The 26,128-nt window shown below is 45.5% G+C and carries 23 protein-coding genes; 14 read left to right on the top strand and 9 right to left on the bottom strand.

Annotated elements, in window-relative coordinates:
* Positions 1-226 precede the first annotated feature (226 nt).
* Both nirB and nirD read left to right on the top strand, forming a co-directional pair.
* Positions 227-2,656 (top strand): nitrite reductase large subunit NirB, encoded by a 2,430-nt coding sequence (gene nirB / locus MKX30_RS21750; protein WP_023986898.1) that lies wholly within the window; start codon positions 227-229, stop codon positions 2,654-2,656.
* Positions 2,657-2,695: 39 nt separating this feature from the next.
* The gene (nirD, locus tag MKX30_RS21745; RefSeq protein ID WP_023986899.1) at positions 2,696-3,025 is read left to right on the top strand and encodes a nitrite reductase small subunit NirD; all 330 of its coding nucleotides are present in this window, start codon (positions 2,696-2,698) and stop codon (positions 3,023-3,025) included.
* 71 nt (positions 3,026-3,096) lie between these two features.
* Here nirD and MKX30_RS21740 read toward each other — a convergent pair whose 3' ends face one another.
* From MKX30_RS21740 to MKX30_RS21730, 3 genes are all read right to left on the bottom strand, one after another.
* Positions 3,097-4,362, bottom strand: coding sequence for an exosporium glycoprotein BclB-related protein (locus MKX30_RS21740; protein ID WP_341063473.1), 1,266 nt, complete (start codon positions 4,360-4,362; stop codon positions 3,097-3,099).
* 235 nt (positions 4,363-4,597) lie between these two features.
* The gene (locus MKX30_RS21735) at positions 4,598-8,488 is read right to left on the bottom strand and encodes an immunoglobulin-like domain-containing protein (protein ID WP_341063471.1); all 3,891 of its coding nucleotides are present in this window, start codon (positions 8,486-8,488) and stop codon (positions 4,598-4,600) included.
* Between the two features lie 46 nt (positions 8,489-8,534).
* Complete coding sequence (locus MKX30_RS21730; protein WP_023986902.1) at positions 8,535-8,876, bottom strand: phage tail protein; 342 nt, start codon at positions 8,874-8,876, stop codon at positions 8,535-8,537.
* Positions 8,877-9,114: 238 nt separating this feature from the next.
* On the opposite strand from MKX30_RS21730, the gene MKX30_RS21725 reads away from it, so the two are divergent.
* From MKX30_RS21725 to MKX30_RS21715, 3 genes are read left to right on the top strand one after another with little or no spacing between them, the layout of a single operon-like run.
* Complete coding sequence (locus tag MKX30_RS21725) at positions 9,115-10,815, top strand: spore germination protein (RefSeq protein ID WP_316243276.1); 1,701 nt, start codon at positions 9,115-9,117, stop codon at positions 10,813-10,815.
* A gap of 25 nt (positions 10,816-10,840) precedes the next feature.
* The gene (locus tag MKX30_RS21720; protein ID WP_028541065.1) at positions 10,841-11,935 is read left to right on the top strand and encodes a GerAB/ArcD/ProY family transporter; all 1,095 of its coding nucleotides are present in this window, start codon (positions 10,841-10,843) and stop codon (positions 11,933-11,935) included.
* Positions 11,932-13,131, top strand: coding sequence for a Ger(x)C family spore germination protein (locus MKX30_RS21715; protein WP_028541064.1), 1,200 nt, complete (start codon positions 11,932-11,934; stop codon positions 13,129-13,131). Before MKX30_RS21720 ends, MKX30_RS21715 begins: the two co-directional genes overlap by 4 nt.
* A gap of 63 nt (positions 13,132-13,194) precedes the next feature.
* Here the strand turns inward: MKX30_RS21715 and MKX30_RS21710 are convergent, their stop codons facing one another.
* Entirely contained in the window at positions 13,195-13,743 is a 549-nt protein-coding gene (locus MKX30_RS21710; RefSeq protein WP_068941356.1) for a PadR family transcriptional regulator, read from the bottom strand.
* 166 nt (positions 13,744-13,909) lie between these two features.
* Between MKX30_RS21710 and MKX30_RS21705 the strand changes: the two genes are divergently transcribed.
* Entirely contained in the window at positions 13,910-14,401 is a 492-nt protein-coding gene (locus MKX30_RS21705; protein WP_013308656.1) for a phenolic acid decarboxylase, read from the top strand.
* Between the two features lie 103 nt (positions 14,402-14,504).
* Here MKX30_RS21705 and MKX30_RS21700 read toward each other — a convergent pair whose 3' ends face one another.
* From MKX30_RS21700 to MKX30_RS21690, 3 genes are all read right to left on the bottom strand, one after another.
* Entirely contained in the window at positions 14,505-14,951 is a 447-nt protein-coding gene (locus MKX30_RS21700; RefSeq protein WP_028541062.1) for a hypothetical protein, read from the bottom strand.
* Between the two features lie 271 nt (positions 14,952-15,222).
* Positions 15,223-15,612, bottom strand: coding sequence for a winged helix-turn-helix transcriptional regulator (locus MKX30_RS21695; RefSeq protein ID WP_023986908.1), 390 nt, complete (start codon positions 15,610-15,612; stop codon positions 15,223-15,225).
* A 162-nt stretch (positions 15,613-15,774) separates the two neighbouring features.
* Positions 15,775-17,118, bottom strand: a complete 1,344-nt coding sequence (locus MKX30_RS21690) for a glycoside hydrolase family 30 protein (RefSeq protein WP_279835506.1) — start codon at positions 17,116-17,118, stop codon at positions 15,775-15,777.
* A gap of 210 nt (positions 17,119-17,328) precedes the next feature.
* Here MKX30_RS21690 and MKX30_RS21685 point away from each other — a divergent pair, with 210 nt between their 5' ends.
* From MKX30_RS21685 to MKX30_RS21655, 7 genes are all read left to right on the top strand, one after another.
* On the top strand, positions 17,329-18,009 hold the full coding sequence (locus MKX30_RS21685) for a response regulator transcription factor (protein ID WP_028541060.1): 681 nt from the start codon (positions 17,329-17,331) through the stop codon (positions 18,007-18,009).
* A complete protein-coding gene (locus MKX30_RS21680) occupies positions 18,006-19,775 on the top strand; it encodes a sensor histidine kinase (protein WP_069079776.1) in 1,770 nt (589 codons plus the stop codon). Before MKX30_RS21685 ends, MKX30_RS21680 begins: the two co-directional genes overlap by 4 nt.
* 24 nt (positions 19,776-19,799) lie before the next feature.
* On the top strand, positions 19,800-20,309 hold the full coding sequence (pssA, locus tag MKX30_RS21675) for a CDP-diacylglycerol--serine O-phosphatidyltransferase (protein ID WP_023986912.1): 510 nt from the start codon (positions 19,800-19,802) through the stop codon (positions 20,307-20,309).
* Between the two features lie 22 nt (positions 20,310-20,331).
* Positions 20,332-20,826: a DedA family protein gene (locus MKX30_RS21670; RefSeq protein WP_013308662.1), complete on the top strand. Its 495-nt coding sequence runs from the start codon at positions 20,332-20,334 to the stop codon at positions 20,824-20,826.
* An 87-nt stretch (positions 20,827-20,913) separates the two neighbouring features.
* Entirely contained in the window at positions 20,914-21,330 is a 417-nt protein-coding gene (psiE, locus tag MKX30_RS21665) for a phosphate-starvation-inducible protein PsiE (RefSeq protein ID WP_025723919.1), read from the top strand.
* Positions 21,331-21,385: 55 nt separating this feature from the next.
* Positions 21,386-22,393, top strand: coding sequence for an AI-2E family transporter (locus MKX30_RS21660; protein ID WP_023986914.1), 1,008 nt, complete (start codon positions 21,386-21,388; stop codon positions 22,391-22,393).
* A 241-nt stretch (positions 22,394-22,634) separates the two neighbouring features.
* Positions 22,635-23,192, top strand: coding sequence for an NADPH-dependent FMN reductase (locus MKX30_RS21655; RefSeq protein WP_071559334.1), 558 nt, complete (start codon positions 22,635-22,637; stop codon positions 23,190-23,192).
* A 101-nt stretch (positions 23,193-23,293) separates the two neighbouring features.
* Here the strand turns inward: MKX30_RS21655 and MKX30_RS21650 are convergent, their stop codons facing one another.
* Together MKX30_RS21650 and panB are read right to left on the bottom strand one after the other, a co-directional pair.
* Entirely contained in the window at positions 23,294-24,217 is a 924-nt protein-coding gene (locus MKX30_RS21650; RefSeq protein ID WP_071559333.1) for a ketopantoate reductase family protein, read from the bottom strand.
* The gene (gene panB / locus MKX30_RS21645; protein WP_341063468.1) at positions 24,217-25,089 is read right to left on the bottom strand and encodes a 3-methyl-2-oxobutanoate hydroxymethyltransferase; all 873 of its coding nucleotides are present in this window, start codon (positions 25,087-25,089) and stop codon (positions 24,217-24,219) included. The genes MKX30_RS21650 and panB overlap by 1 nt, the downstream gene beginning before the upstream one ends.
* 531 nt (positions 25,090-25,620) lie before the next feature.
* On the opposite strand from panB, the gene MKX30_RS21640 reads away from it, so the two are divergent.
* Complete coding sequence (locus tag MKX30_RS21640) at positions 25,621-25,992, top strand: MmcQ/YjbR family DNA-binding protein (RefSeq protein WP_023986918.1); 372 nt, start codon at positions 25,621-25,623, stop codon at positions 25,990-25,992.
* The last annotated feature ends 136 nt before the right edge of the window (positions 25,993-26,128 follow it).

Below are 26,128 nucleotides of genomic sequence, written 5' to 3'. Positions count from 1 at the left end.
GACCAGCTAGCTGGTCCTTTTTTTTAACTCAATTTCAGCTGCTTACCTTTATCCCTTGAAGCAGAATAGGGAAATCCCTAAATATTTTTAATTTGAACTACATTGTGATTCTAATCACATATAGCTCTATCTGCTGCATTAAAATAGAAGCATAAGCAATATTCATAGGAACGTAGGAGATGTCGTCGGATAGGAAGCATCGTCGAATGAATGGAGGAACCGGTATATGATAAACAGTAAACAAAAACTTGTGGTTATAGGGAACGGGATGGCTGGTATCAATACGGTCGAACAAATTTTGAAATTAACGGATAAGTATGAAATTACGGTCCTGGGAAATGAGCCGCATCCGAACTATAACAGGATCATGCTCTCTTATGTGTTGGAAGGTAGTAAAACGATTGATGATATCATACTGAACGATTTGCAATGGTACGCGGATCAAGGGATTACTTTATATACAGGAAAAATGGTGAAAAGCATTGACGGTGAGAACAAGAAGATTCGCACCGAAGACGGACTGGAAATTGATTATGATGTAGCTTTGGTAGCTACTGGTTCACAATCATTTATTCTGCCTATTCCGGGTAAAGAATTACCGGGTGTCATCGGTTTCCGAGATATCGCCGATTGCTCGGCAATGCTTGAGGCAGCAAAGACCTTTAAAAAGGCAGCTGTCATTGGTGGAGGCCTATTGGGGCTGGAAGCAGCTAAAGGCTTGGTCAACCTGGGTATGGATGTTACGGTCGTTCATTTAATGGAGGATTTGATGGAACGCCAGCTGGACCGGGAAGCCTCTGCGATGCTGAAAACAGAACTAGAACGCCAGGGAATCAAGTTTGCTATGCAAATGCAAACTGCGGAGGTGTACGGTCAAGATCGGGTACAAGGACTGCGGTTTTCAGACGGAAGCGAGCTGGAAGCGGATTTGGTCGTTATGGCCGTCGGGATCAAACCTAATATTCAGGTGGCTGTGCAAAGTGGTATGGAAACGAACCGTGGTATTGTAGTCGATGATTTGATGAGAACCTCCGTGCCGGATGTATATGCTGTAGGGGAATGTGTTGAACACCGCGGAACCTGTTACGGCTTGGTAGCTCCGCTGTTTGAACAGGGGAGTGTAATTGCCAAACATTTGGCAGGTGCGGATACTGAAGGTTATATGGGATCGGTGGTTTCCACCAAGCTCAAAATTTCAGGGGTGGATGTTTTCTCAGCTGGCGAATTCATAACCCAGCCTGAACATACGGTGATTGTGGCAAAGGATGAGTGGAAGCGCACATACAAAAAAGTGCTGCTTCGTGAAAATAAGATTGTTGGAACTGTACTGTTTGGCGATGTGAGCGAATCTGCTAGCCTTCAAAAATATGTGCGTCAGCAAACATTGATGACAGATGAGATATATGGACAGATCATGGGTACTGGATGCAGCAAGGACGGGGCGAAATCATTATCCGCTGAAACGATGGCTGATGACGAAATTGTCTGTGGCTGTAACGGTGTAACCAAAAAGACGATTGTGGATGCGATTAATGATAATGGACTGACCACAGTCGATGAAATTAAGGCATGTACCGGAGCAACGCGTTCCTGTGGAGGGTGTAAGCCGGTTGTAGAGCAAATTCTGCAGTACGTTCTTGGAGACAGCTTCAAGACGTCAGCCAAGCAAGGAATATGTGGCTGCACAACTTTGAGTCGGGACGAGATTGTGGAAGCGATCAAAACCAAAGGACTGACAACAACGCGTGAAGTTATGAATGTACTGGGTTGGCATAATGATGAAGGATGCTCCAAATGTCGGCCAGCGCTGAATTACTATCTGGGAATGATTAACCCGGATACCTATGAAAATGAGGGAGATTCCCGTTTTGTAAATGAGCGATTGCACGCGAACATTCAAAAGGATGGAACGTTTACAGTTGTTCCTAGAATGTACGGTGGTGTAACGACCCCAGAAGATTTGAAGAAGATAGCAGATGTTTCTCTTAAATACAACGTTAAGGTCGTTAAAGTAACAGGAGGACAGCGGCTTGATTTGATCGGTGTCCGTAAAGAGGATCTGCCTAAAGTATGGGAAGAACTCGATATGCCGTCGGGATATGCCTACGCGAAGTCACTTCGTACAGTTAAAACCTGTGTTGGATCACAATTTTGCCGGTTTGGCACACAGGACTCGATGGGAATGGGAGAAGTGTTGGAACGGAAATTCGAACGACTGGATTTCCCGGCAAAATTCAAATTAGCGGTTAATGGATGTCCACGCAACTGTGCGGAATCATGTACCAAAGATATCGGAATCGTAGGTAATGATGGGGGCTGGGAGATCTTTATCGGTGGTAATGGCGGTATTAAAGCGCGGTTGGCTGATTCACTCTGTAAAGTAAAAACCGACGCCGAGTTGATTGATATTGTAGGAAGCGTAATGCAACTCTACCGGGAAACAGGACAATACCTGGAACGTACTTCGGAGTGGGTGGAACGGATCGGTCTGGAGGAGATTCAGAAGGCTGTCGTTCATGATACAGATCATCGACAAGCTTTAGTAGAACGCATCGAATTTGCATTACAACAGGTCGAAGACCCTTGGAAAAAGATCATCAATGATGAGGATTCACGCAAAAATTTATTCGAGGTTGTCACCCCGTCTATTGTGTAATTGTATCTAAAATGCCTGAGGAAGGGAGCGATCAAGCAAATGATCAAAAATGCCGAATGGCTTGTCGTCGGTCATAGTAAGGATTTTCCGATCAGAATAGGGCGTACCATCCATATCAAAGGTACTGAAATTGCTGTTTTCCGCACTTCGGAGAATGAGCTTTATGCCGTTGAAAATAGCAGTCCTCATCCCAAAGGAGGTCCTCTTACAGAGGCTATAGTATCTGGTCATTATATCTATGATCCTTTATATGACTGGAAAATTGATCTGCAGACGGGCATCGTTCAAGAGCCTGATCACGGACAAATTAAAACGTTCGCCGTTTGTGAAGAGGGAGAAGAAGTAAAAATATCGTTCGAAACGGTTTAGTTCGTCTGTTGGAATACAAATAAAAAGGGCTCGACAGGAACAATCCTGTGGGGCCCTTTTTTCGTCTTGGATCAGGTAATGGTAACGCCTGCGCTTGCATAACCTACGATAGTGTTTACGAGGGAAAGTCCCGTAGCTGTTGCAGAGAAGACAAGGAGCAGACGAGTCTGTGCGGTTACGGGGATAGCCAAACCAGTAGTAATGCCGCTAGAGGTCGTTCCCAAAGCAACAATGCCATTCAGTGGAGGGGCCAATGTAACGATAGCTCCCGGAACTGCTGTGAAAGTGTTATTAGGTGTTGGGGAACTAAACAGCTGGGCAGTAATTGTCGCAGTTGAACCCACGAGAGTTAATGCAGCTGTTGTACTGAAGTAACCAGTAATAGATGTAATTACGCCATCCCGTGGTACGGAAAAAGCAAAGTTAATCAGAGGTCCTACAAGTGTACCTGTCAGGTCTATGACCCCGCCTACGAGGCTAATACCTGTTGCTGAGCTCCCAAAGCCGATCAAACTTGTGGTTCCTACCACTCCGCCAAGAACAGTTGTCAGTATAGCAGGTCCTCCTGAAGCAAACGGGATGATGGCTCCCGAGCCGGTGGCTCCGGTAATCCCTGTAACGCCCGCAGCACCCGTGGCGCCGACAGGTCCGGCCGGGCCTTCCGGTCCAGCGGCCCCGATAGGCCCGGCGGCGCCAACAGGTCCAGCCGCTCCAATGGGCCCCGCAGGCCCCACGGGCCCGGCAGGGCCAACAGGTCCGGGTGCTCCGATAGGTCCAGCGGCGCCGATAGGTCCGGGAGGCCCTTGTGGCCCTGGTCCACCTGCGGGTCCAGGCGCACCGCCGGGTCCCACAGGTCCAGGAGGTCCTTGTGCACCGGACTCCCCTGACAAGTATGTTTCACCTAATACGTTGCTAACCGTCGTTCCAGCGATTCTGATCGCGCTGATTAAGCTGTCTTTAAGAGCAGGATCAAGGGATTCTTGTAAAACGATGGACAATAGGGCATCCAGCAATTGTTGCAGTGCAGTACCTACGCCGATCGGAGAGAAAGGTGTAGCTTCTAACGCAACAATAGCAAGCTCCAGCGCTGCCAGCAAGTCTGCCTTAACCCCGCCTCTAAGTCTTAAGCTTTTCGCCAGAGACAACAAACGTCTTAAAATCTGTTGCAAGGAAGATACATTAGCCGCAGAGGGGTTTGCGAATACGACGGGGATGATCGCGGTCAATTCATTAATCAGTCTGAGAAGAGCTTCGATACTTTTATTTACTCTTGTTGGTTTACAGTCTTCGTCTTTTTTTGAAGCACCACTGAACCTGAACGGTTTTTTATGTTTCATGCTCAAATATCTCCTCCTTATCATTCTTCCTACTGTAGAGGTGATAGGTGGTTCATCGCCCCGCTTCGCAGATATTCATAATATATTTACTGAAGCGAAAAGGGTGAATAAACAAGCAAAAATGATTGTTGGAGGCTTGTACATAAAATATACATAAAAAAATACGGCCCCCGAAAAGCTTGGAGGCCGCGTTGTATTTGCTTATACTCATCTGATGTATGAAGCTTGAAAAGTCTTATTTAAGAATACGTACCAGCAGTTCAGCCATCTCACCTCTGCTGATGGCTGCTTTTGGCTTGAGTGTTCCATCTGGATAACCGCTGATCCAACCGGAGGATACTGCATTTTGAAATGCTGCGGAGGCCCATGCTGAAATCTGCTGCTCATCCTTGTAGGATTGCAGTGCAGTAGTACTGGAAATGGATATCTGATTCTGCATCGCGTGTGACAGGATCACCATCGCCTGCTCACGGGTAAGACTCTCATCAGGTCCGAAAGTTTGAGCGGTTAGCCCTTGAATCCATCCCTGACGATGAGCAGAATCCACGGCTGATCCAGCCCAGTGTCCCTGCATATCTGTAAATGAGGTAGAAGGGCTCTCATCTCCAGCAGTTCCCAATGCTCTGGTCAGTATGGCTACAAATTCTGCACGGCTTACAGCACGCTCAGGGCGTATGTTGCCGTCTTTATAGCCTTGTATCCAGCCTTTGTCTGCAAGAGATTGCAGGGACTTCGCTGCCCAATGGCCTTGTACATCCGGCCATACCTGAGCTAGCTCTTGCGAATCTGACGAATTGATTTGGTCATTTTGCACACTGGCATTATCGGTTTGAGACTTTGCGTCTGTGGCGACGACAAAGGTACCTAACCCGGTCGTATTGACACTCACACCCGACAAAATCCCTTTTGAATCCATTACAGCAGTCCCTTTTAGAATCTCACGCTCGCCATTCTCATGAATAACAAGAATGGAGAACTGGGGCTCTGCATTGTGTAACTCACCTAAGGATTCGTTATCCAGCGGTAGAATGATCGACGAGGTTCCTGTCACATTGGCTTTGATGTCTGTAACCGGACCCATCAGCGTCAGGCTGGATTGTTGCTCAGCCCAATCACGGATCTGCTGTGCACGTTGTACATCCACCTGCTGGAATGACAATGTAACGTCTTGCTGGCCTGAGGCCATGCGGGTTAAGGTGTCACCGGATATCATCAGTGTACCATATCGGGATATTACCGATGCACCAATCTTATCCCATTTATTCAGTAAAGAATGAGAAAGGATAACACGACTCAGTTGCTTCTCCTGCTCCAAACGAATGTCTGCGTATGCTTTGCCTTCGCGAAGTGCTTGCTGTATCTGCTCATCCAGGAATGCCGGCGAAGGAACAAAGAGGGAAAACTCTTTCCCTTGTTCGGAAATTCCGATCTGTGGTACGAAAGCAGATAGATCCTCATTCTTATCTTTGTTAGATTTGCCTGTGTTTGCAATTACCTTGGCAGGGACGGTGACTTCTATGGCTTGCGTCAACGCACGAGAACCATCGCTTACCCTCATAACATCCAGCATGATAGTTACAACGGAAGGAGTATCTGCTTGAACAATAGTTCCGTCTGTACGCACGATGTCTGGCTGGCTACTGCTGCTGATGGTCACACGGAAACCATCAGGTACAACAGGCAACCTGAGCAGTGTGTCACTTGTTGTAGGAGTTGTTATGCTTGTGATGGAATCCGCAACGCGCTGCGCGGTTAACCCTTGCGGATATACTAGCCCTGACGGGGCACTCTTCATACCATTTACGTTCTGTAGCACATAGTAGCTGGCTCCTTCAGGCACAGGTGTAAATGTATATTTTCCCTCTCCCGAAGCGATTCCTTCCGCTATAAGCTCCTGCTGGGCATTGTACAGTTCAAGCCGTGCGCCTGGTAAGGCACCTGTAACGACCACAGAGGCTATATCCCCATTGCCTGCTGCGGCTCTAACAGCACGGGGCAGCACGTTTATATGGCGCTCTGCTGGCTCCGCTGTCCAACCTCCATTGTCGCTATAAGCATAGTTCAATACATATACACCGGGTACATTTATATCGACATTCCCGTTACCTGAAAGCTCAGGGATCAGGATATTGCCGTATACGCTGTCCAGTACACTGGCTCCCGGATCAGTGAAGCTGTCACCGGCTTCCAGAACAATTGGATTACTGCCGTTCAATCGTACGTAAGGTGTATTCGGTAATGCCTTCAGCACTGTGATTGTGAATGTTCTTTGTACAGAAGCGGTACCTTTAGAAATAATGGCAATTAACTGTACATTCATATCACCGTCTGTATATTTAGGCCGATTCACCTGACCGCTATTGCTGAGGATATCTGGTTGATCCGAAGACCAGTCGATCTGGGTGTCAAATGCTCCTGTACGAGGCAGAGCGATGGAATCCTTAATCCCTTGCGGATAATCTAAATTCAGTGTATTAGCTGCCAAATTTACGGCTTCATCAGCGCTTACGGGCAGTGCAGGCACGAGCAGGCTGAATGTTTTTCGTAGCTCAACCCCGCCTCGTGACACAACTGCTTCCAGCGTGATGGTCTGATCGCCCTGCACATAGCTTGGGAATGTTACATGCCCAGTATGATCCAAGAACTGGGGCTGAGTCGATGACCATGACACCTGAACACCATGCAGAGCGTCTTTTGGCAAATATACGTCTCCGGTTACTGTAGTCATTGGCAGCTCAAGCGCCCTGTATGCTGCGTCAACGGCTTCTGTATCGCTCATGGGCAGACTGAGTACATGCGCAGTAAAGTTCTTTGTTTTCGTTAAGCCTGCAAGTTGCAGGGTAGCCGTTAGGGTAACATCCGTATCTCCACTGTTATAAGAGGGTCTGGTGAGTGTTCCATCTGCTGCAATGACAAGAGGTTTGGACGAGGACCATTCGATCTGCGCTCCACCATAACCGGATAAAGGGAGAGAAATACTCTCTGTTACCGCAGACAAATTGCCAAGCGAGAGGGTGTCTGCTGCTTGATCCAATGTATCTTGTGCAGTTATCTTCGGTACGGTAACTTCGAAAGTTTGAGTATCCGAGGCGCTTCCCTTCGCAATCGTAGCTGTCAGTTTTACTTTTCGGTCACCCAGATCGTACCGCGGGCGTGTGACAGCCCCCTCGTTCGTAATGACGTCAGGAGTATCCGAACTCCAGCTCACCGTCGTATCATTCAATCCAGCGAGTGGCAGTGTCAGCTTTTGGGATACGGAATCAACTGTATCTCCAGATGCGAAGCCTAATGCAAGAGCAGCTTTGGCCTGTGCAACTCTCTCGGCATCGGTAAGTATGTTCACTTTAACTTCTGAGGGAGTGCTCTCCCCCTTAGCATTCACGGCCTGAACCGTGTAAAGGGCTTCACCTGGCGGCAATGCTGAAGTGTCTATGAATTGGGTTAAGTTACCTGAATAGAGCGTTACACTATCTCGTATGACTTTGTATGAAGTTGCATAAGGAACAGCATCCCAGCTTAACTCCACTGTATTTCCATTTTTGGTTCCTGTAAAATGCCCCGGAGCCTGTGGAACGGGCAATCGCTCCCCATAAGCTGCGAATTCCATGATGGAAGCCCACTGATTGTTTCTTGTATTTCCTTGATCAATATATAATCGCAAGTATCGTGTAGTTACAGGGGCAATGTTCTTTTCAACATTAGAGCTCTCATTATTCTGGACGGTATCAACAGTCACCCAATTACTTCCGTTGCTGCTTGTTTGCAATCGGAAACTGTATGGATCACGTTGATCCTGCCACCCGTTATGGATTCCCATACCTGTAACAACGTATCGATCTACGATATACCAGTCTCTCAGATCTACCTGAATCCATTTTTCACCGTTGCTGGCTTGATACCAGCGGCTTGTTGGTTCGATTGACCCATCCACAGCTCTGGAGGGATCATAGGGCTGGCTGTAGCCACTGGATGTGGCTGGCTTGTTAAGCACCACATTTTCCCAACCGGCAGCGTGAACCTCATTCGTCCCTATGAGCAGGAACGTACCGCCGATAAATGGCAGCAATGGAACCAGCAAGCGATACGGTTTCAATTTGTTGCGTGTGAAGTTATTGCCTTCGAGCACGCCATCACCTCTTCTTCATTAATTAGCCCACCGATGAACACATTCATTAAGGGCGGGATGGGTAAACCCCTTCGGTTGCGATATAGTAGTTTACATTCGGCAACGGGGAAGCCCCGCGCAAGTCGGGTAATGCAAATGTGCTCATTCCATCGCCGCCAAAATTAGTGCCCAGCAGACTGAACAGTGCTGTATTTTGCGAAATAGATAAGAGCTGACCCTCGCATTTTAGCCAACCTTTAGGAGCGAACATGTACGGGTACACCGTAATTTCCCCAATATAAGGCTCATAACCTGCATGTGCCTGTTTGGGACTGATCGCCGTTCCCCCTAACAAAATGACCGCTAACAAACTCAACACAGCGGCTTTCTTCCAAAAATGATTCTTCATACCTACAACTCCTTTTTAGTTTCGAATAATGGCCCACGAATTCAATAAATTTGTGACATTAGTCATAGAATGAATAGATATTATCATGTAATTCCACTTTTGGCACTACAGTTCATCTATCAAATTCACCTTTTTATTCCTTTTGTGAGTAAAGAAATTTATTCCATTGCCCATGCATCTTTTTTCTAATCCAGGTAAATCTATATACAAATCCTATGGAAGTGAAGGAGGAAAGAGTGTGTGGCAGGTCATCGGAACTCATATGCCTAAATGGAACGTATGGATGGAAGCTTTCTTTTTGTTCCTCATCCCTTTGATTATTTTTCTGACGGTACGACAAATTAGAGCGATGGATGGTCGAGAGAGCAGACGTATGGAACGATTAAAGCTTTTAGAAGAAGAAGACCGTTCGCAGCATGCAGATCGTAATCCGTCTGTAAGTGAGGCTGAGAAGGTAAAAGGGACCTTTACCGAAGATTATGAAGCCAATGTAGCAAAAATCAGACAAGCAGTTACGGATATGTCAGACGTGAACGAACGATCTATTTTTCTGGAAAAATTGAACGCTGTAGGCACACTTTTTTTTGTGGATGGATTAACGGACAAGGTTGGCATGGATCAGAATATTTTAAAGCCGTTGATGGATTGGGGCAGCTCCGGGCAAGAGGGGGAAGATCTCCCGAGAGGAGAAGAGCTTCGGGATATGTTTATTCGTCAGGTTATGCTGGTATCGGAGACAGAGCATACGTTAGAGGTGCAGTTCTCCTTGCAAAAGGTGCTGTTCGGTTCAGTCATACTCTTGATTCAGGGCATACCGGGTGCTTTCGTGCTGGGTACACCCAAAGGGAATACACGAGGGGTGGAAGACCCCATATCGGAATCGGTGCTGCGGGGACCGCGAGTCGGTTTTACAGAGATACTCAGCGATAATACAGCGATGCTGCGCAGGCATGGAGAAAGTACGGAACTAGCCATGTCGTCCTTTAAAGTCGGCAAAAGAGTGGAAAAGCAGCTGATGGTGGTGTATTTCAGAGACATTGCCGACGCGGAGCTTGTGGATGAGGTGAAGCGGCGGGTCAAAACCATTGATATGGATGAGGTGCTGGAGTCGGGCTATGTGGAGCAACTTATTGAGGATAATTTTCTTAGCCCCTTTCTGCAAATTCAAAATACGGAGAGACCGGATCGGGTCATGGCTGCATTGCTGGAGGGACGTGTGGCGATTCTGCTGGACGGTACACCTTTTGCGCTCCTTATGCCTGTGACGTACGGGATGATGCTCCAGTCTCCCGAAGATTACTATGAACGATGGATACCGGGGTCGCTTATTCGATTTCTTCGTTTTATGGCAACTACGATATCTCTGTTCGCCCCGGCGCTCTATATTTCCTTTATCTCGTTTCATCCCGGACTGATTCCAACCAAGTTGGTCATTTCCATTATCAGTGCGAGACAGGGAGTTCCGTTTTCGACGCTGATTGAGGCCCTGATTATGGAAATTTCCATCGAAATTTTACGCGAGGCAGGACTTCGGCTCCCCAAACCCATCGGTCCAGCGATGGGCATCGTCGGCGGTTTGATTATTGGACAGGCCGCTGTTGACGCCGGGATTGTGAGTCCGATTCTCGTTATTGTGGTAGCGGTCACGGCGATTTCTTCCTTTGCCTCACCTGTATACAGCGCCGGGATCTCTATGCGTGTTCTTCGTTTTGGGGCCATGTTCACGGCTGCTATCTTCGGTTTGTATGGAGTGATCATGTTTTTCCTGATGCTGAGCATTCATATGGCTAAATTACACAGCTTCGGCGTGCCATATCTTAGCTTAACGGCCCCCCGTTCATTGAAGGACTGGAAAGATTACTTTTTGCGAGCACCGTTACAATTTATGAAAAATAGACCCATTCTATTGAAGCATAAAGACCCTAAGCGACAAGGATGAGTTCAACAACACAGGAGGGAGCAAGATGGCCCGTGGGAAAAAAACGGATAAAATTACAACGTTACAGACGACGGAAATCGTGCTTTGCTTTATGCTGGCTGCCGGGTTGCTTACTCTTCCCAGAGTAGCCGTTGAAACTGCAAAAACACCGGATGTGTGGATGTCCGTCATTTTAGCAGGGGCTGCCACTTTCCTGTTCGGATGGATTATAGTCAAACTAAGTTCACGGTTTCCAGAAAGCACCTTTTACCAGTATGTTCAGCGGATAACTGGCAAAGCCATCGGCAAAGTGTTGGGCATCTTGTTCGTCATCTATTTTATTTGTATAGCTGCATACGAAATCCGAGCTGTGGAGGAAGTAACGTCGTTCTTTTTGCTTGAAGGAACTCCAGTATGGGCTATTTCAGCACCCTTTATGTGGATCTCTCTGTATCTCTGCTTGGGGGGGATAGGTACATTGGGTAAAATATGTCAAGTTATATTCCCGATTACGGCAGCTATCTTTTTATTGATATGTTTGCTGAGTTTGAATATTTTCGAATTGAATAATTTGCGTCCTGTTTTGTCCGAGGGTGTGATGCCAGTGATTAAAGCGCTCAAGACTACAACCCTGACCCTAACGGGGACAGAGTGCCTACTGTTTATTCTTTGTCGGATGGAAAAACCGGAGAAAGCAACTAAGGCGGTCGGACTGGCAATCGGGATCTCGACCATTTTTTATACAGCTACGCTGATCTTATGCATTGGCGCCTTTTCGGTGGAAGGAGTTATGACCAGAACCTGGCCTTTTTTAGACTTGGCCCGCTCCTTTGAAGTGGAGTATCTGTTATTGGAACGGTTCGAATCCCTATTGTTGTCCATTTGGATCATGCAAATTTTTGCTACATTCAGTATTGCTTTTTATTGCGCTTCGCTCGGAGTTTCTCAAATTTTGAATAGCTCTTATTCCAAGGCGCTGTTTATTTTGCTCCCGTTCATCTACGTCCTGTCCCAAATTCCCAAAAATCTGAATGAGTTATTTTCTTTTGGAACGATGATCGGGAATGCAGCTTTCGTTCTATTCGCTCTGCTTCCACTCCCTCTGCTGCTTATTTCTCATTGGAGAGGGGTGCGGTCATGAAGAGAGTCCAGTCAGGATTACTCGGAATGGTGGCTCTCCTGACATGCTGTACACTTTCAGGCTGCTGGAGCAGCTCTCCGGTGGAGGATCTAAATCTGGAGACGGGCATTGCTATGGATGTAGTGTCACAATCTTCACAAGAAGAACAAATTAAACGGAAAGGAGGAGACTATCCGAAAAAAGAGTTAATCACCGGAACCTTTCAATTTATCATCCCAGAGGAAAGCGGCGGCTCCAACAGCTCCTCCCCACAAGCTAAAAAGTTTTTTAATATTACGGAAACGGGGGATTCCGTTTTTGAAATGTTAAGAGAAATTTCATTGCGAACCAACCGACCGCCTATCGGACAACATTTGAAAACGATTATTATCAGCTCCAGTCTGCTTCGCAAAATTCCATTGTATGAGCTGCTGGACTTTTTCTTGGGGGATAATGACATTCGGCCCAGCGTCCAGCTGCTGATTAGTACAGACAAGGCGGGCAATGCGCTTCAGGAAAAAATTCCTGGTCAAATTCCTGCCTATATCTTAAAGGATATTTTCGAAAATCGTAAACGGAACGCGCGGTTGATAAAGCCCGTGGCTTTGGTTAAAGTGGTCGGGCCCATGAAGGGGAAAAGAAGCTTTATATTGCCCAATGTCATTACGGCGGAGAATGAAATCAAGCTCGCAGGTGCGGGAATCATCAAGGGAAAGACACAAACCTACGGTGGTTTTCTGAATGAGTCAGAGGTCGAGGGCCTCATGTGGATCAAAGGCCAATTGGTTGGAGGCGTGCTGAAAAGTAGTGATCCCCAAACCGGTAAAAATATAGCCTATGAGATCAAAGCGGTGAAAAGCAGGATCAAGGCCATCGTTCAGGGGGGCGACATTTCCTTCCAAGTAAAAATGACCTCAGAGGGACGCGTTTCCGAGGTTTTTAACAAGAAAGAAAATTTGCGTAGCAATGATGTGCTCGGACAAGAAGAGAGTATCTTTCAAGAGAGAGTGAATTCATTAACTGAACAAACTGTAGCCAAAATGCAAAAGCTGCAGGTTGATGTTGGAGGTTTCGGAGAAGCGTTGAGGATTCAGCATCCTAAAGTTTGGCGTAAGGTTAAAGAGGATTGGGATAACATTTTTAGTACCATTCCTGTACGTTTTAGCACAGATATCCATATTGAAGATTACGGCTCTTCGATTACGACGGCAGACTAGTTTGCACCTATTTAGAAAAACCTTCAATACCACGAATCTACGTGGCGTTGAAGGTTTTTTAGGCTATTCAAACAGGGACAGTGTTTCTTCCAGCCACGTAATATAGCTTTCTTCCCGATTAATGGCACGGCTCAGCACCAGATAATGCCCAAATTGATTAGAACCGGGGGCTTGAAGGTTCTCGTCCAGCTGTTGGAGGGATTTTTTACTTTCGTACAGATACTCCAGCTTCTCTTTACGTTTGGTTATCTGGTCCTCGAACAATCGCTTGTTCTCTTCCTTGGGGATGGCTGCTGAGAAATACAGCATGAGCATAAACTCATCCTTTTCCGTTTCCGGTAACTCTTTGGCGCTCAACAGCCATTCGGTCAGCTCTTGGGTTCCTTTGGGGGTGATGCAGTACAGCTTCTTTTCCAGCTTGGCTCCTGTAATGGAGGTGCGATATTCAATAAGCTCCTCTTCGGTCAGCCTTTTTAACTCAGGATAAATCTGACTGTGTTTGGCGCTCCAAAATTGTCCGATTTCCTTCTTGAATTGACTTGTAATATCGTAGCCACTCATTTCCTCTTTATGAACCAGGCCCAAAATGGCGTATTTTAATGTGCGTTTCAACGTAGTTCTCCTTGTCAAACATTATTTGACACTAGTATACCATAGTGCTACAATTTATATGCACTTAATAACATGTTTAACATTACATGTTTTGAATTGAATATTTTTATTTTTGGTCTCCTACTCAATTCATAAAAACTTATAATTTAGGAAAGAAGGATGCAAGATGGACAAGTTTATCGGCAGCCACATGATCTACACCTATGAGAATGGTTGGGAGTACGAAATATATATTAAAAATGAAGATACGATCGATTATCGCATTCATAGTGGTATGGTAGGCGGCCGCTGGGTACGTGATCAGAAGGTCAATCTGGTGAAGCTGGTGGAAAATGTGTATAAAGTATCGTGGACCGAACCAACAGGCACTGACGTGTCTCTGAATTTTATGCCTGAGGAAAAACGTATGCACGGCATTATTTTCTTTCCTAAATGGGTTCATGAGCATCCGGAAATCACTGTGCGCTATCAAAACGATTTTATTCCGCTGATGGAGGAATCGCGTGAAAAGTATGAAACATATCCGAAGTATGTGGTTCCTGAATTTGCAGATATTACATTCATCGAAAATGCAGGTGTGAACAACGAACAATTAATTTCCCAAGCACCTTATGCAGGAATGACAGACGATATTCGTGCAGGTAAACTGCAAGTGTAATCAACTCTGTGCTGAAAGTGTAAAAGCCTGGCCTGTGATAAACAGTCTCAGGCTTTTTTACGTGAACTGGAAAGTGGATTGCTAATGGAGTTGTGGACGATATTTAGAATGAATAGTAGACCAGACCATGCTCGATAAGATATGAACGACTAATCCGAGGGGGGAGTATGGTCGCTGATGGGGAGAGAATGTGCAGGTTCGCATGGGTAGTCAGATCGGATAAGGCAGATAGAGCTAGCTCTGTTTTATCAGGCCCCCAGTGATCAGCATGGTGCTGAATATATTGCTCAGCCTCGGTTAAGGACAGACCCTTGAGCGAGGTAAACACGGAAGCCCAGCGGACGAGGTCAAAGGCACCTTTAATTTCAGGCAGCTCATATTCCGCCAGACCTTGAGCGCCGTTACACGACATAGTAAGCAAGCCACAGCAATGGTGTTGATAAGGTTTTGAGTCAGGAAATTGACGATAGTCGTATTGAATCATTTCCATGGAACCAATGCTTAATTGGGTCGCTTGGGATGTTGTGGGCTGGGCAAGCGTCATGCTCATGCTAGAACGGCCTCCTTCTCGGATTCACTGTAAATAGGGATGGAAGAATCATACGTCACAGCGGATGTAATGTAAATCACGAATACAAGTGTAAAATGAGGATATGTAGCGGAAAACGAGCTTTAATGCCAATGGAAACGGATACTTGCATCCATTTCTTTTATTATCTTGGGGAACGTCTTTATATCACAAAAAAAACAACCCCAGATCTCCCCAGGGTCGTCTCTACAAAAATATAGTTCAGCATTTTGCAAAATGCTTGTTTTGCTGGTCACACGGGTGTGACGTCCTGAATCGCTTCTTCTTCTTTCCAAATCACGTTCTCGCGATAGTTTGATCCCCAATCGTACATTGCTCTCAGTACCGGAATCAGGCTTTCGCCATGCTCCGTCAGTGAATATTCCACATGTGGAGGGACGACGGGATAGACTTTACGAAGAATGAGTTTATCTTCCTCCAGCTCGCGCAATTGGTTGGTCAGCATTTTTTGCGTAATATGGGGGATTAGCTTCTTCAATTCACCAAACCGCTTGGTGCCTTCCATACCGAGATGCCACAAAATAATCAGCTTCCATTTTCCACCGATGACCGCGAGAGTCAATTCCTTATCACAATTAATCAGCTTCAAATCAATCCGGTCTTTTACAGTAGTGATATTCATCGACCTCCTGACCATAGTTATTCCAAGTATACTATTTATAGCTACTATACGCAAAAGGATATACGTCCATTTTGGAAACTATACATATGCTTGGACACTTATAGACCGGACAGGGGTACCTAATGATGTGTGCAAGCTGGAAGAGTCCAGAAATCTGTGGCGTTAAGAAGGAATCACGATAGTATTAAAGGACTCCGGCTCCAGCTCCAAGCGGTGTGTTGTTTCACCGAGAGACAGATTCAGCACACGCGATTCCTTGAACGGATTGGCGATGACCACCACCCTTTGCCCGTCTGTATTTTGAAAAGCAACTGCATTTCCAGTCCATGAGCCACGAAGTCCGATGCGTCGGGCACCTGGTAATACAAAATGAGAAAAATGCTTCATGACATAATACTCTGGATTCAGGACAGGTTTTCGATCCGCGGGATCAACGGTAATCATCGAATTTTGCTCCCAGCCCCATGTGCTCTTGCCTTTCGGTTCCAAAACCATATTCCAGTAAATATAAGCATTCACACCATTGCTGAAGTAGTGCTGGTACAGATTATATACATATTTGGCGTAGTCCCATGAGTTTTCTCCGTTGCCGCATTCATTTTCTGTTTGCATGTAACGAAGCTCAGGATAACTGGCAACGGTGCGCTGAATGGCATTTTTGCCTGCCCACTGGTAGCCTACGCCTTTAATATATTTGTAGGCCTCGGGGTCACTCAATACGGTATGGGCATACTCATCGAATCCGGTAGAAGTCTTCTTCATTAATTCCTCCCACGGATCGGGAGCGTTAATGGTCCCCAGCCAAATTTCCGTATCTAGTCCGTGTTCCTCAAAAGCAGGGCCCAAATAGTCCCGAATAAATTCACGCAGCTGCTCCCCGGTCCATACACAGGAAGGGAACTTCTGATCGGCAATGACTTCATTTTGAACATGAATCTGATGGATCGTAATACCTGCCTCGCGGTAAGCCTGAACAAATTTGACAAAGTACAATGCATACGCTTTCAAAATATCCTTTTCCCAGCGCAGAGTGCCGTAATTGTAGGCTTTCGGTGATTTCATCCATGTCGGCGGGCTCCAGGGTGAAGCGAACAACTTCAGGTTAGGATTGAGTTGTAACGCTTCCCGAATAAAAGGAATGAGATATTGGTGATCACGCTCAATGGAAAAGTGCTTCATCTCCACGTCGCCGTCTGTTTCATTGTGGCTGTACCACTCCAGCGCGTAGTCACTCGCTCCAATAGGAAGTCGGCATATTGCAAATTTGTGCTCGCCCTCTGGATGAAAGAGAGAATGAAGCACCCGATCTCGTTCGTCCTTTTCCAAATGGTTCAGGGCTACATAACCCAATTCATTAAAACAGCCACCAAAACCTTCGACAAGCTGATGTGTTTCTCCCGTAAGGGTTAGGTTGGCACTATCTTGGGTATCGGTAAGATGATGAGCTTGGGATTGCCAAGCTTTAGCTTTAGAAGTGGAAAACCACTGAATGGTTTGATTACTCATGTATTACCCTCCTGTTCAGGCTTTTTGTATCTCTTCTTATTATAGGGTAGGATCACAGGAGATGAGATGGTCTGAGCCAAGACAAATTTGCCCTAATCCAAGGTCGAATTTGCTGATGAGAAGTTCTGCTGATAAGAGGTATCAAGAACACATAAAGTACACATGTCTTTGATATGCTGGTGTCCTAGAATGACGAAAGAGGGAAGTCGATTGAAGAAAAGGGTTCTTCTCGTGGAGGATGAAATACGTATTCGTGAAGTTATTGCTGATTATTTTAAACAAAATAATTGGGAAGTCTATGAAGCAGGTAATGGAAAAGATGCACTAATCTGGTTTGATTCAGTGCAGCCGGACCTGATTATACTCGATATTATGATGCCGGAGCTGGATGGTTGGGAGGTGTGCCGCCAGGTACGCAGCCGTTCAGGTGTGCCGATCATTTTGTTGACAGCCAAATCCGGTGATGATGATAAAATATTAGGCTTTGAACTGGGAGCCGATGATTATGTTACCAAACCTTTTAGCCCCAAGGTGTTGATCGCCCGCGCAAACGCGCTGATGAAGCGAGTGGAAGGACATGTGCAGCCGGAGTTGCATATTTTGCGATTCGGCACTGCCATTCTCAATACGATGGCTCATCGACTTGAGGTGGATCAGGCGGAAGTCGAGCTGACGCCCAAGGAGTATGAGTTGCTGCGGCTGCTTATACATAATAAAGGCATAGTCATTTCACGGGATGTGATACTGAACCGGGTGTGGGGCATCGACTTTGAAGGAGACACACGGGTTGTCGATACTCATATCAAAAAGCTGAGAAGTAAGCTAGGCCGTGAATCACGCCATATCCGCACGGTTTTTGGTACAGGCTACAGGTTTGAGGAGGAAGAATGAACAAACGGGGAGTTACCTTTAAGTTGTTCATTATGACGGTTGTGTTTTTCCTGTGTTTTTACGGTATGGTGATTTTAAGTCAATTTCTGTTTTTTGAAAATTTTTATCAGCAACAGAAGATTGGTCGTGTGGAAAGCCGTTTGAAAAGCTTCGGTCAAAGTTATGTCCAGGAGGCTTGGGGATCGGGCAGGGTTTCGCGAGAGGCAGCTCGCTTTATGCTTCAGAATAAGAACCAGTTGGCGATTGTTACCCTAGACGGCAAAGTAAAGCTGGATGATGCGTTTCATATCAGTCTCAGAACAGCAGATGGTAAAGTTGTTAAGATATCGCTGTCTCTGTTTATGAGCGAGTACGGAGATGAGTTGAGAGCTGCCCGGATTCAGCCCGGTGATACGGTAACGGTTGAAGGTGAGGTATTGGGGACTGACGGCATCACTTCCCCCAACTTAATTTATCCATTAGGCATTCAGAAGCCTGGTTTCAAAAATATAGGAACGACATCGCAAGCGGCTGGCACAGATGACAGTGTAAGGTTATCCGGTACGGTGACAGAGATTGCACTGCCAGATCTGAAAACATGGAGTCAGCGACAAGGATTACTGTTTGGTGCGCTGGAGGAATGGTTCCCTTTATCACAGGCGCATCTGGAGAAACTTAAGAATTTCGAAGTGTTGGAGGAAGATTGGACGGAACCTTGGACAGGGGTACGTAATGCAGTCATAGTCCATCCTGTTCGTCAGGACACAGGCGAGATCGACCTCCTGTTCACAGTGACATCGTTGCAGGAAATTAGTGAGACGAATGAAGCTCTGCGCTGGTTTTATCTGTACCTAGGGATCGGGGGATTTGCACTCATTCTGATTTTGTCCCTGTTCTATTCCCGGATGGTGACCCGTCCGCTCATTGCTTTGAATAATACCGCCAAGCGAATGGCTAAGCTCGATTTTACAGCCCATACACCAATCCGGCAGAATGATGAGCTGGGCAGCCTGTCCTACAGCATGTATACCCTGTCCCAGAACCTGGACACGGCTTTGCGCGAGCTTCAGGAGGTCAATCAACAATTGGTCGAGGACATGGAACAGAAACAGAGGATGGAGGCTGTGCAACAAGACTTTTTTGCCAACGCTTCTCATGAGCTAAAAACCCCGCTGAGTATCATTAAAGGCTTCGCAGAAGGACTACAAGATGGAGTTAGCGCCGGGAAGCAGGATCATTATATGAAAGTCATTGTAGAGGAAGCGGACAAAATGGAGCGATTGGTCAAAGATATGCTGGACCTCGCTAAATTGGAATCTGGAACCCTCAAGCTCCGCAAGACGACCTTTATCTTGAGTGAGCTGGTGGAGGAAGTCGTGGACAAGCTATTCCATCTGTTGAAGGAGAAAAAGCTGGAAGTGGTCATTATCCCCGCCAATGAGATGCCGATTCATGCCGATGTAGGATGGATGGAACAGGTGATTATCAACTTTGTTGTCAACGCCATACGGCATGCTGAGGAAGGAAGCTCAATCACGATTCGTATCGAAGGCGCTGAGAAAATCCGGTTTTTTTCCATTGAAAATAAAGGTGAGACCATTCCTGACGATCAACTGGAGCAGATATGGGACCGTTTTTACCGGGCCGAGCTGTCACGTAGCCGCCAGACGGGTGGGACAGGACTGGGGCTGTCGATCGTCAAACGAATTTTAGATTTGCACGAATTCCGCTATAAGGTGGAGAATACCAAGGACGGCGTCCGTTTTGTTGTTATATTCGGAGGCTAAGCTACGGCAAAGGAGTTAAGGAGTATGAAATGGAATTGGTTGCCCTCACTATTCACGATTGCAAACCTGGGGGCAGGGGTCTTATCCCTGTATTTTACGATTCATGAGCAATACATGACCGCTTTTATTCTCGTGGTGGTGGCTGCTTTATGGGATGTATTAGACGGTTTGCTGGCAAGGCTGTTGCATTGCTCCAGTGATTTTGGCAAACAGCTCGACTCGCTGGCGGATGTTGTCTCATTTGGGGTTGCCCCTGCTTTCTTGATCTTGTTATACAAACTGGGAGATACCCATTGGATAGGACCGCTTGTGGCTGTTTTGTTTGTCATATGCGGTGCGGTAAGATTGGCAAGATTCAACCTAATGGCTTTTAGCAAAGGCTTTGTAGGTATGCCGATTACGGCGGCGGGTGTGATTTTGTCCTTTATGTTTTTATGGAGTGAGCATTTGAAGCCGGGGTTGTTGCTTGCATTAATGGTAGTGCTGTCGTTCCTGATGGTTAGCCGTATTCCCTTTCCGTCCTTCAAAAAATAATCGGTCAGGAGGTGGCTCTCCTATGGAATGGGTCATCAGCATGATTACACAATACGGATATATCGCTATTTTTGCTCTTCTTGCTCTTGGGATTATCGGTCTACCGGTTCCGGATGAAATTATTATGGTTTTTGTCGGCTATTTATCCTCTATCATGGTACTGAATTATTCGGTGTCTATATTAGTCAGCTTCATCGGTGCAATGACAGGGATGATGATCAGCTACACGCTAGGCAAAAAGCTGGGTCAGCCCTTGGTGGATAAGCACGGCAAGTGGGTTGGATTGACACCGAAGCGATTTGCAAGAGTTAAGGGGTGGTTTGCGCGTTTTGGGTTATGGACCATTTTGTTTGGTTATTTTATCCCAGGAGTCAGACATGCGACAAGCTATTTGTCGGGCATTAGTGCGATGCCTGTCCGAAAATATATGCTGGTGGCAAGCGCAGGTTCTCTGATATGGACGCTTATCTTTATCTCCATTGGTTATATTGCAGGGGCGAATATAAACTTTCATTAAGGTGACCTCAAAAGTAATGTAGCATTTTTCACGTATACCACCGATAATATAAATAAAGATACTGTACAACCAGTGAGGGGATCTGTATTGAATGCATTAATGAAGTATATTGAGAAGTTACCTAGTTTTCTGCAAATGATCTTGAATATCTCGCTGTTTCTGGTCGGGCTGATTTTAAGCTTCTTACTTCTAAAAGAAACATGGTCCATTTTTTCTTATGTTTTTTTGTACACAGAGGCCGACAAAAATTACTATGAATTCACGGAAGAGTTGCTTGTGTTTTTCTTGTATTTTGAATTCATAGCATTAATAGTTAAGTACTTTAAAACCAATTTTCATTTTCCATTACGTTATTTTATCTATATTGGGATCACGGCTGTCATCAGGCTCATTATTGTAGATCATGATGATGCTAAAAATACATTCTGGTGGTCTATTGCTATCCTAGTCATGGTAGGTTCTCTATTGATCGCTAACAGTAAATTGATAAAAAGAGAAAATTGATGCTCAGGAAGATTGCAAAGTTGACAGTCAAGTGGGAAAGAGGGAATAAAGACGAATGGTAAGAAACTGGATGAATCATGCGGGCGTCAGGCGGGTAGCCGTCCTTGCGATAATCGTTTTGCTGTTGTTTATGTTAAGAAGCATGATGAATATTATGTTGTTAACACTGCTGCTTACGATCTTGATTGGTAGTATATATAACGGAGTGAATAAGCTGGTCAAGCGGTTCGTCAATGTGCCGTCGATGATCGTGCTGCTACTGGTGTATGGGTTGCTAATTCTGATTATGGTGTGGGGCGTTTACAGAATGGTGCCGCTAATCGTTGTACAGGTCAAGCAGGTGTATCTCATGATTCAGCAAGCGTATATGTATCCTGATCGTAATCAATGGAACGAAACGATTATCGAATTTATGGACACGCTGAATGTTCAGCGGCTATTTGAGCCTGGCCTGAGTGCAGTGATGAAGGTCAGTCAATTGGGAACACAGCTTCTGGTGTCGATTATTTTGAGCTTGTTCTTCCTGATGGAAAAATCATATATTACACGTTTTACAGCTACGTTTGTAGATAGCAAGCTGGGTTGGTTTTTCAAGGAAGTGGGTCATTTTGGCCGTATGTTTCTGGATACGTTCGGGAAGGTATTGGAGGCTCAACTACTGATTTCACTTATTAACTGTATATTGACCACGATTGCACTCTGGATTATGGGCTTCCCTAATCTGCTTGGTCTTGCGCTCATCATTTTCGTACTTGGATTGGTTCCAGTGGCAGGTGTGTTTATCTCACTGGCACCGCTCGGCCTGATCGCTTTCAGTGTCGGCGGCATTCAATATGTGATTTATCTAGTTATTCTGATCGTGGTGATTCATGCGATTGAGGCCTATTTCTTAAATCCGAAGCTGATGTCATCCAAAACGAATTTACCGATCTTCTTTACCTTTGTCGTACTTATTTTCTCTGAGCATCTGATTGGAATTTGGGGCTTGATTGTAGGTATTCCGTTGTTTGTTTTCTTCCTTGATCTGATTGGGATAAAACGCAAGCAAGAGAAGGATACTTGATTCAGCACTACAGATTCCACCCTTGTATAGTGACTATTGATTCATCACGAATGCCTGCGAAGCCGCAGGCATTTTTTTATTGCCCTTTTGTTCATAGGAAAAAATCGCTGACGCTCATCATCATGCAGGAGGTGTCCAACGGCATTATCAATGCATTCTCACTTGCTTTTTAATTCTCTTGTTAGCTATAGTACACTGAATATGCAAGATTAGATCAAGTTAAAAGAAATGAGATGATCGGATGGAACAGAAAATTAAGGTATTGGCTATATCGGGTAGCCTTCGTCAAAAGTCCTCCAATACAGCGCTTATGAAGGCTACTATTGGGCTGGCTCCTGAAAATATGATATTCACAGTCTATGATGGATTGGGGGATCTCCCGCATTTTAACCCTGACTTGGATGTAGATGAGGGGTCAGCTTCCGTAAAAGAGCTACGGGAGCAATTGAAACAAGTGGATGGAGTGCTGATCTGTACACCGGAATATGGGAATGGTGTGCCGGGTGCTTTGAAAAATGCCTTGGATTGGCTCGTATCTTCAGGTGAATTTGTAAATAAACCTACAGCGGTCATTAGCGCGTCACCGTCTCCTATGGGCGGCCATCTTGCGCATGCCTCGCTGCTGCTCACATTGCAAATGATCAATGCACAGATTGTAAAGAATGGAAAGGTCATTATTCCGCATATCACCTTGAAGCTAAATCAGGAAGGTGAAATTACAAACGCTGAAACTAGGCAGGAGCTAGAAGCATTACTTCAAGGGCTTGAGCAAGCATGCTCAAGCACAGGAACTCTTTAGATTTTTGAAGTTTAATAAAGGAAAAGCAGCGGCAGTCTAAGATTTCATTTTCACCTTCGAAGCTGCCGCTTCCTCTTTTAATTGATTTTAAAGTTTGAATTTTAGACAGTGTCCAATAAGCTCTCGTATACCTTTAATCGGGCATATACCGTTTCGAGTATGGGGTAAACAGTATTACTGGTTGCAGCCAATGCAAGCAGTGAACCATGTAGATGACTGGCTTCAATCGGAAGCTTTTTAAGCATATCGCGTTGCATGGATGACATCATCTCAGGTCGTAAGGATTCCATCGTTTTCAGTGTATGAGCTTCCATCTCTGAATCAATCGGCATCCCCGCGTTGCGAGCAAGTGTGACAATCTCATGGAGCAGCTTTTCGTAAATAGCACGTGACTCTGCCGTGGCAAGTATAGTCCCAACCGAGGCATCCATCAGTGTTGTAATTGCACTCAAGCTGGCAACAAATATATATTTCTGCCAAACTTCACGCTGAATATCGTGACTTCGTGCCACTGTGAAGCCTGCATGATCAAGATGATTCAGCAGCAGTTGTGTACGCTCTGATTGCACTCCGTTCCATTCACCGAAGACGATACGGTGGAACGGACTTGTCTGAACAATAGAACCATCATGATCCAACGTAGTTTCAATATAACAAAGTCCGCCCAGCACTTTTTCAGATCCGAATTGTTTGCGCAAAAAGTCAAAATGTTCGTAACCATTAAGTAACGGAAGAATCATGGTATGATCACCGACATAAGGCTCAAGATCGAATTGCAATTGGGGAAGATGATACGCTTTAACTGAAATGATAATACAGTCGAACGGATCGGCGTCTTCACCATTTGTAATAGCACGGATTGGCGTCTGGAAATCTCCATGAACACTTCTAATAATCAGACCGTCTTTTGCCAACTGAGATTTTTTTAAAGGGCGTACGAAGAAGGTCACGTCTTCTCCTTTTTGAACAAGAAGTCCCCCGAAATAGCCTCCAATCGCCCCTGCACCTACAATCAGAAATCGCATTATAGGGTCCCTGCCTTTACTTTTGTATTCCCGTATAGTCCTTCTACTACGTTCTCATCTGCCTTAAAAACATGCTCCTCGCCTGGAAAAGAACGATTCTTCACGTCTTCGACATATTGCCCGATGCTGTTGCGAATCAAAGCACCTATATCCGAATAGGTTTTTACGAACTTCTTCTCCCGGTAAGGAGCTGAGTATTGTAGCATGTCATGATACACCAAAACCTGGCCATCACAGTATCTCCCCGCACCGATGCCAATGACCGGAATAGATATCTCCTGGGTGATGTTCTTCGCCACTTCCTCTGTCACCAGCTCTAACACGATGGCAAAAGCTCCCGCTTGCTCCAGGGCCCGGGCATCATTTAGAAGGCGCTCAGCGGCCTGTGAGTTTTTACCTTGAATGAAGTATCCGCCGATTTGATGCACAGACTGTGGTGTAAGTCCGATATGCCCCAGTAGTGGGACGCCGGATTGAACAATTCGCTTCACGGTGTCGCAAATTTCCATGCCCCCTTCTAATTTCACGGCATGGGCATGTCCCTCTTGCATGAGCCTGCGCACATTAGTAAGGGCTTCTTCACTACTCCCGTGGTACGTCATAAATGGCATATCCGCAACAATAAAAGTATGTTCCGCACCGCGCACGACAGACCGTGTATGATAGACCATATCATCCATAGTGACGGGCAGTGTGGAGTTATAATTAGATAACACATTACCTACGGAATCACCGACAAGGATGATATCGATCCCGGCTTCCTCAGCCAAACGAGCAGATGGATAGTCATACGCCGTAATCATACTTATAGGTGAACCTTCTCGTTTCATTTTCTTCAATTGCAAAATATTAAGTGCTTTCGAGGTTGCCATGGTTGCATTCAAATCCTTTCCTACCTTTATTTTAGATCACAAAAAAAACCTTTCAGCACATGGCTAAAAAGGTCCGAAAGGCAAAAAAAGAGTCAATTTGCGACCGTTCTTTTGTCTCGGTCCTTGCGGATCAGAGCAAAATCCAACGAGTTCACCTCCATAGGCTCACACATCTACATATTGAATTACAGTAACTAGAGTACCGTTCGAATGTATCGATACAGCCTCTCACGGAAGTATACCAAAATATAGGGCTGTTGCATAACATTCTCTACTATATGAACAAAACAAGCCCCTCCAACTTCCTATTCGGAAGTGAAGGGCTGTCAGCTTGCAGATACAGTATGTGAAATATTGCTAAATCATCAGGACGTGTATGAGGTCACGGACGGTCGATAAATTCATATAGAAAGGATTGACCCTCCCGATAGAATTCTAATTGTAACATGGGACTATTGTATGTGGAGAGCGTGATATAATAGGGCACAAATCGTTTCATAGATGATGAATCAAGCAGAGGAGTGAAGGCTGGTGTATGAACAAATTGTAGCGTATGGTCTGAGCCAAAAAGAGGCTGTTAAGGATTATCCATTCGGTGCTGAAACGCTAGTACTGAAAGTTGGAGGCAAGATGTTTGCTCTATTATCTGAAAAGGACGGCATTAGCCACCTATCCTTGAAATGTGATCCGATCATTGCGGTAAATCTGCGTGAACAAAACAAGGCAATTAAGCCAGGCTATCATTTAAATAAAAAGCATTGGAATACGATTGAGGTTGATGCTACCTTCCCACTGGAGGATTTGTACAGCATGATCGACCATTCGTATGAGCTAGTCTTCAAGAGCTTAACCAAAGCGCAACGCGAAGCGATTACGATGAGGATACGGGCAACGGATTTGTAAAGGGCTGGTGAAGCCCTTAGGTTGTATCCAAAAATACTTACTAACATGATTATAGTTTTAGTTGACAGAAAACACGAATAGATATATTCTTAATTTAAAGATAATTTATTTGAAAATAATATCAAGGAGTGGAACT

Source organism: Paenibacillus sp. FSL P2-0173 (assembly GCF_038008045.1).
Classification (GTDB): Bacteria; Bacillota; Bacilli; order Paenibacillales; family Paenibacillaceae; genus Paenibacillus; species Paenibacillus polymyxa_B.
The sequence above is the reverse complement of the archived record's forward strand: the minus strand, read 5'-3'. Positions and strand labels throughout refer to the sequence as shown.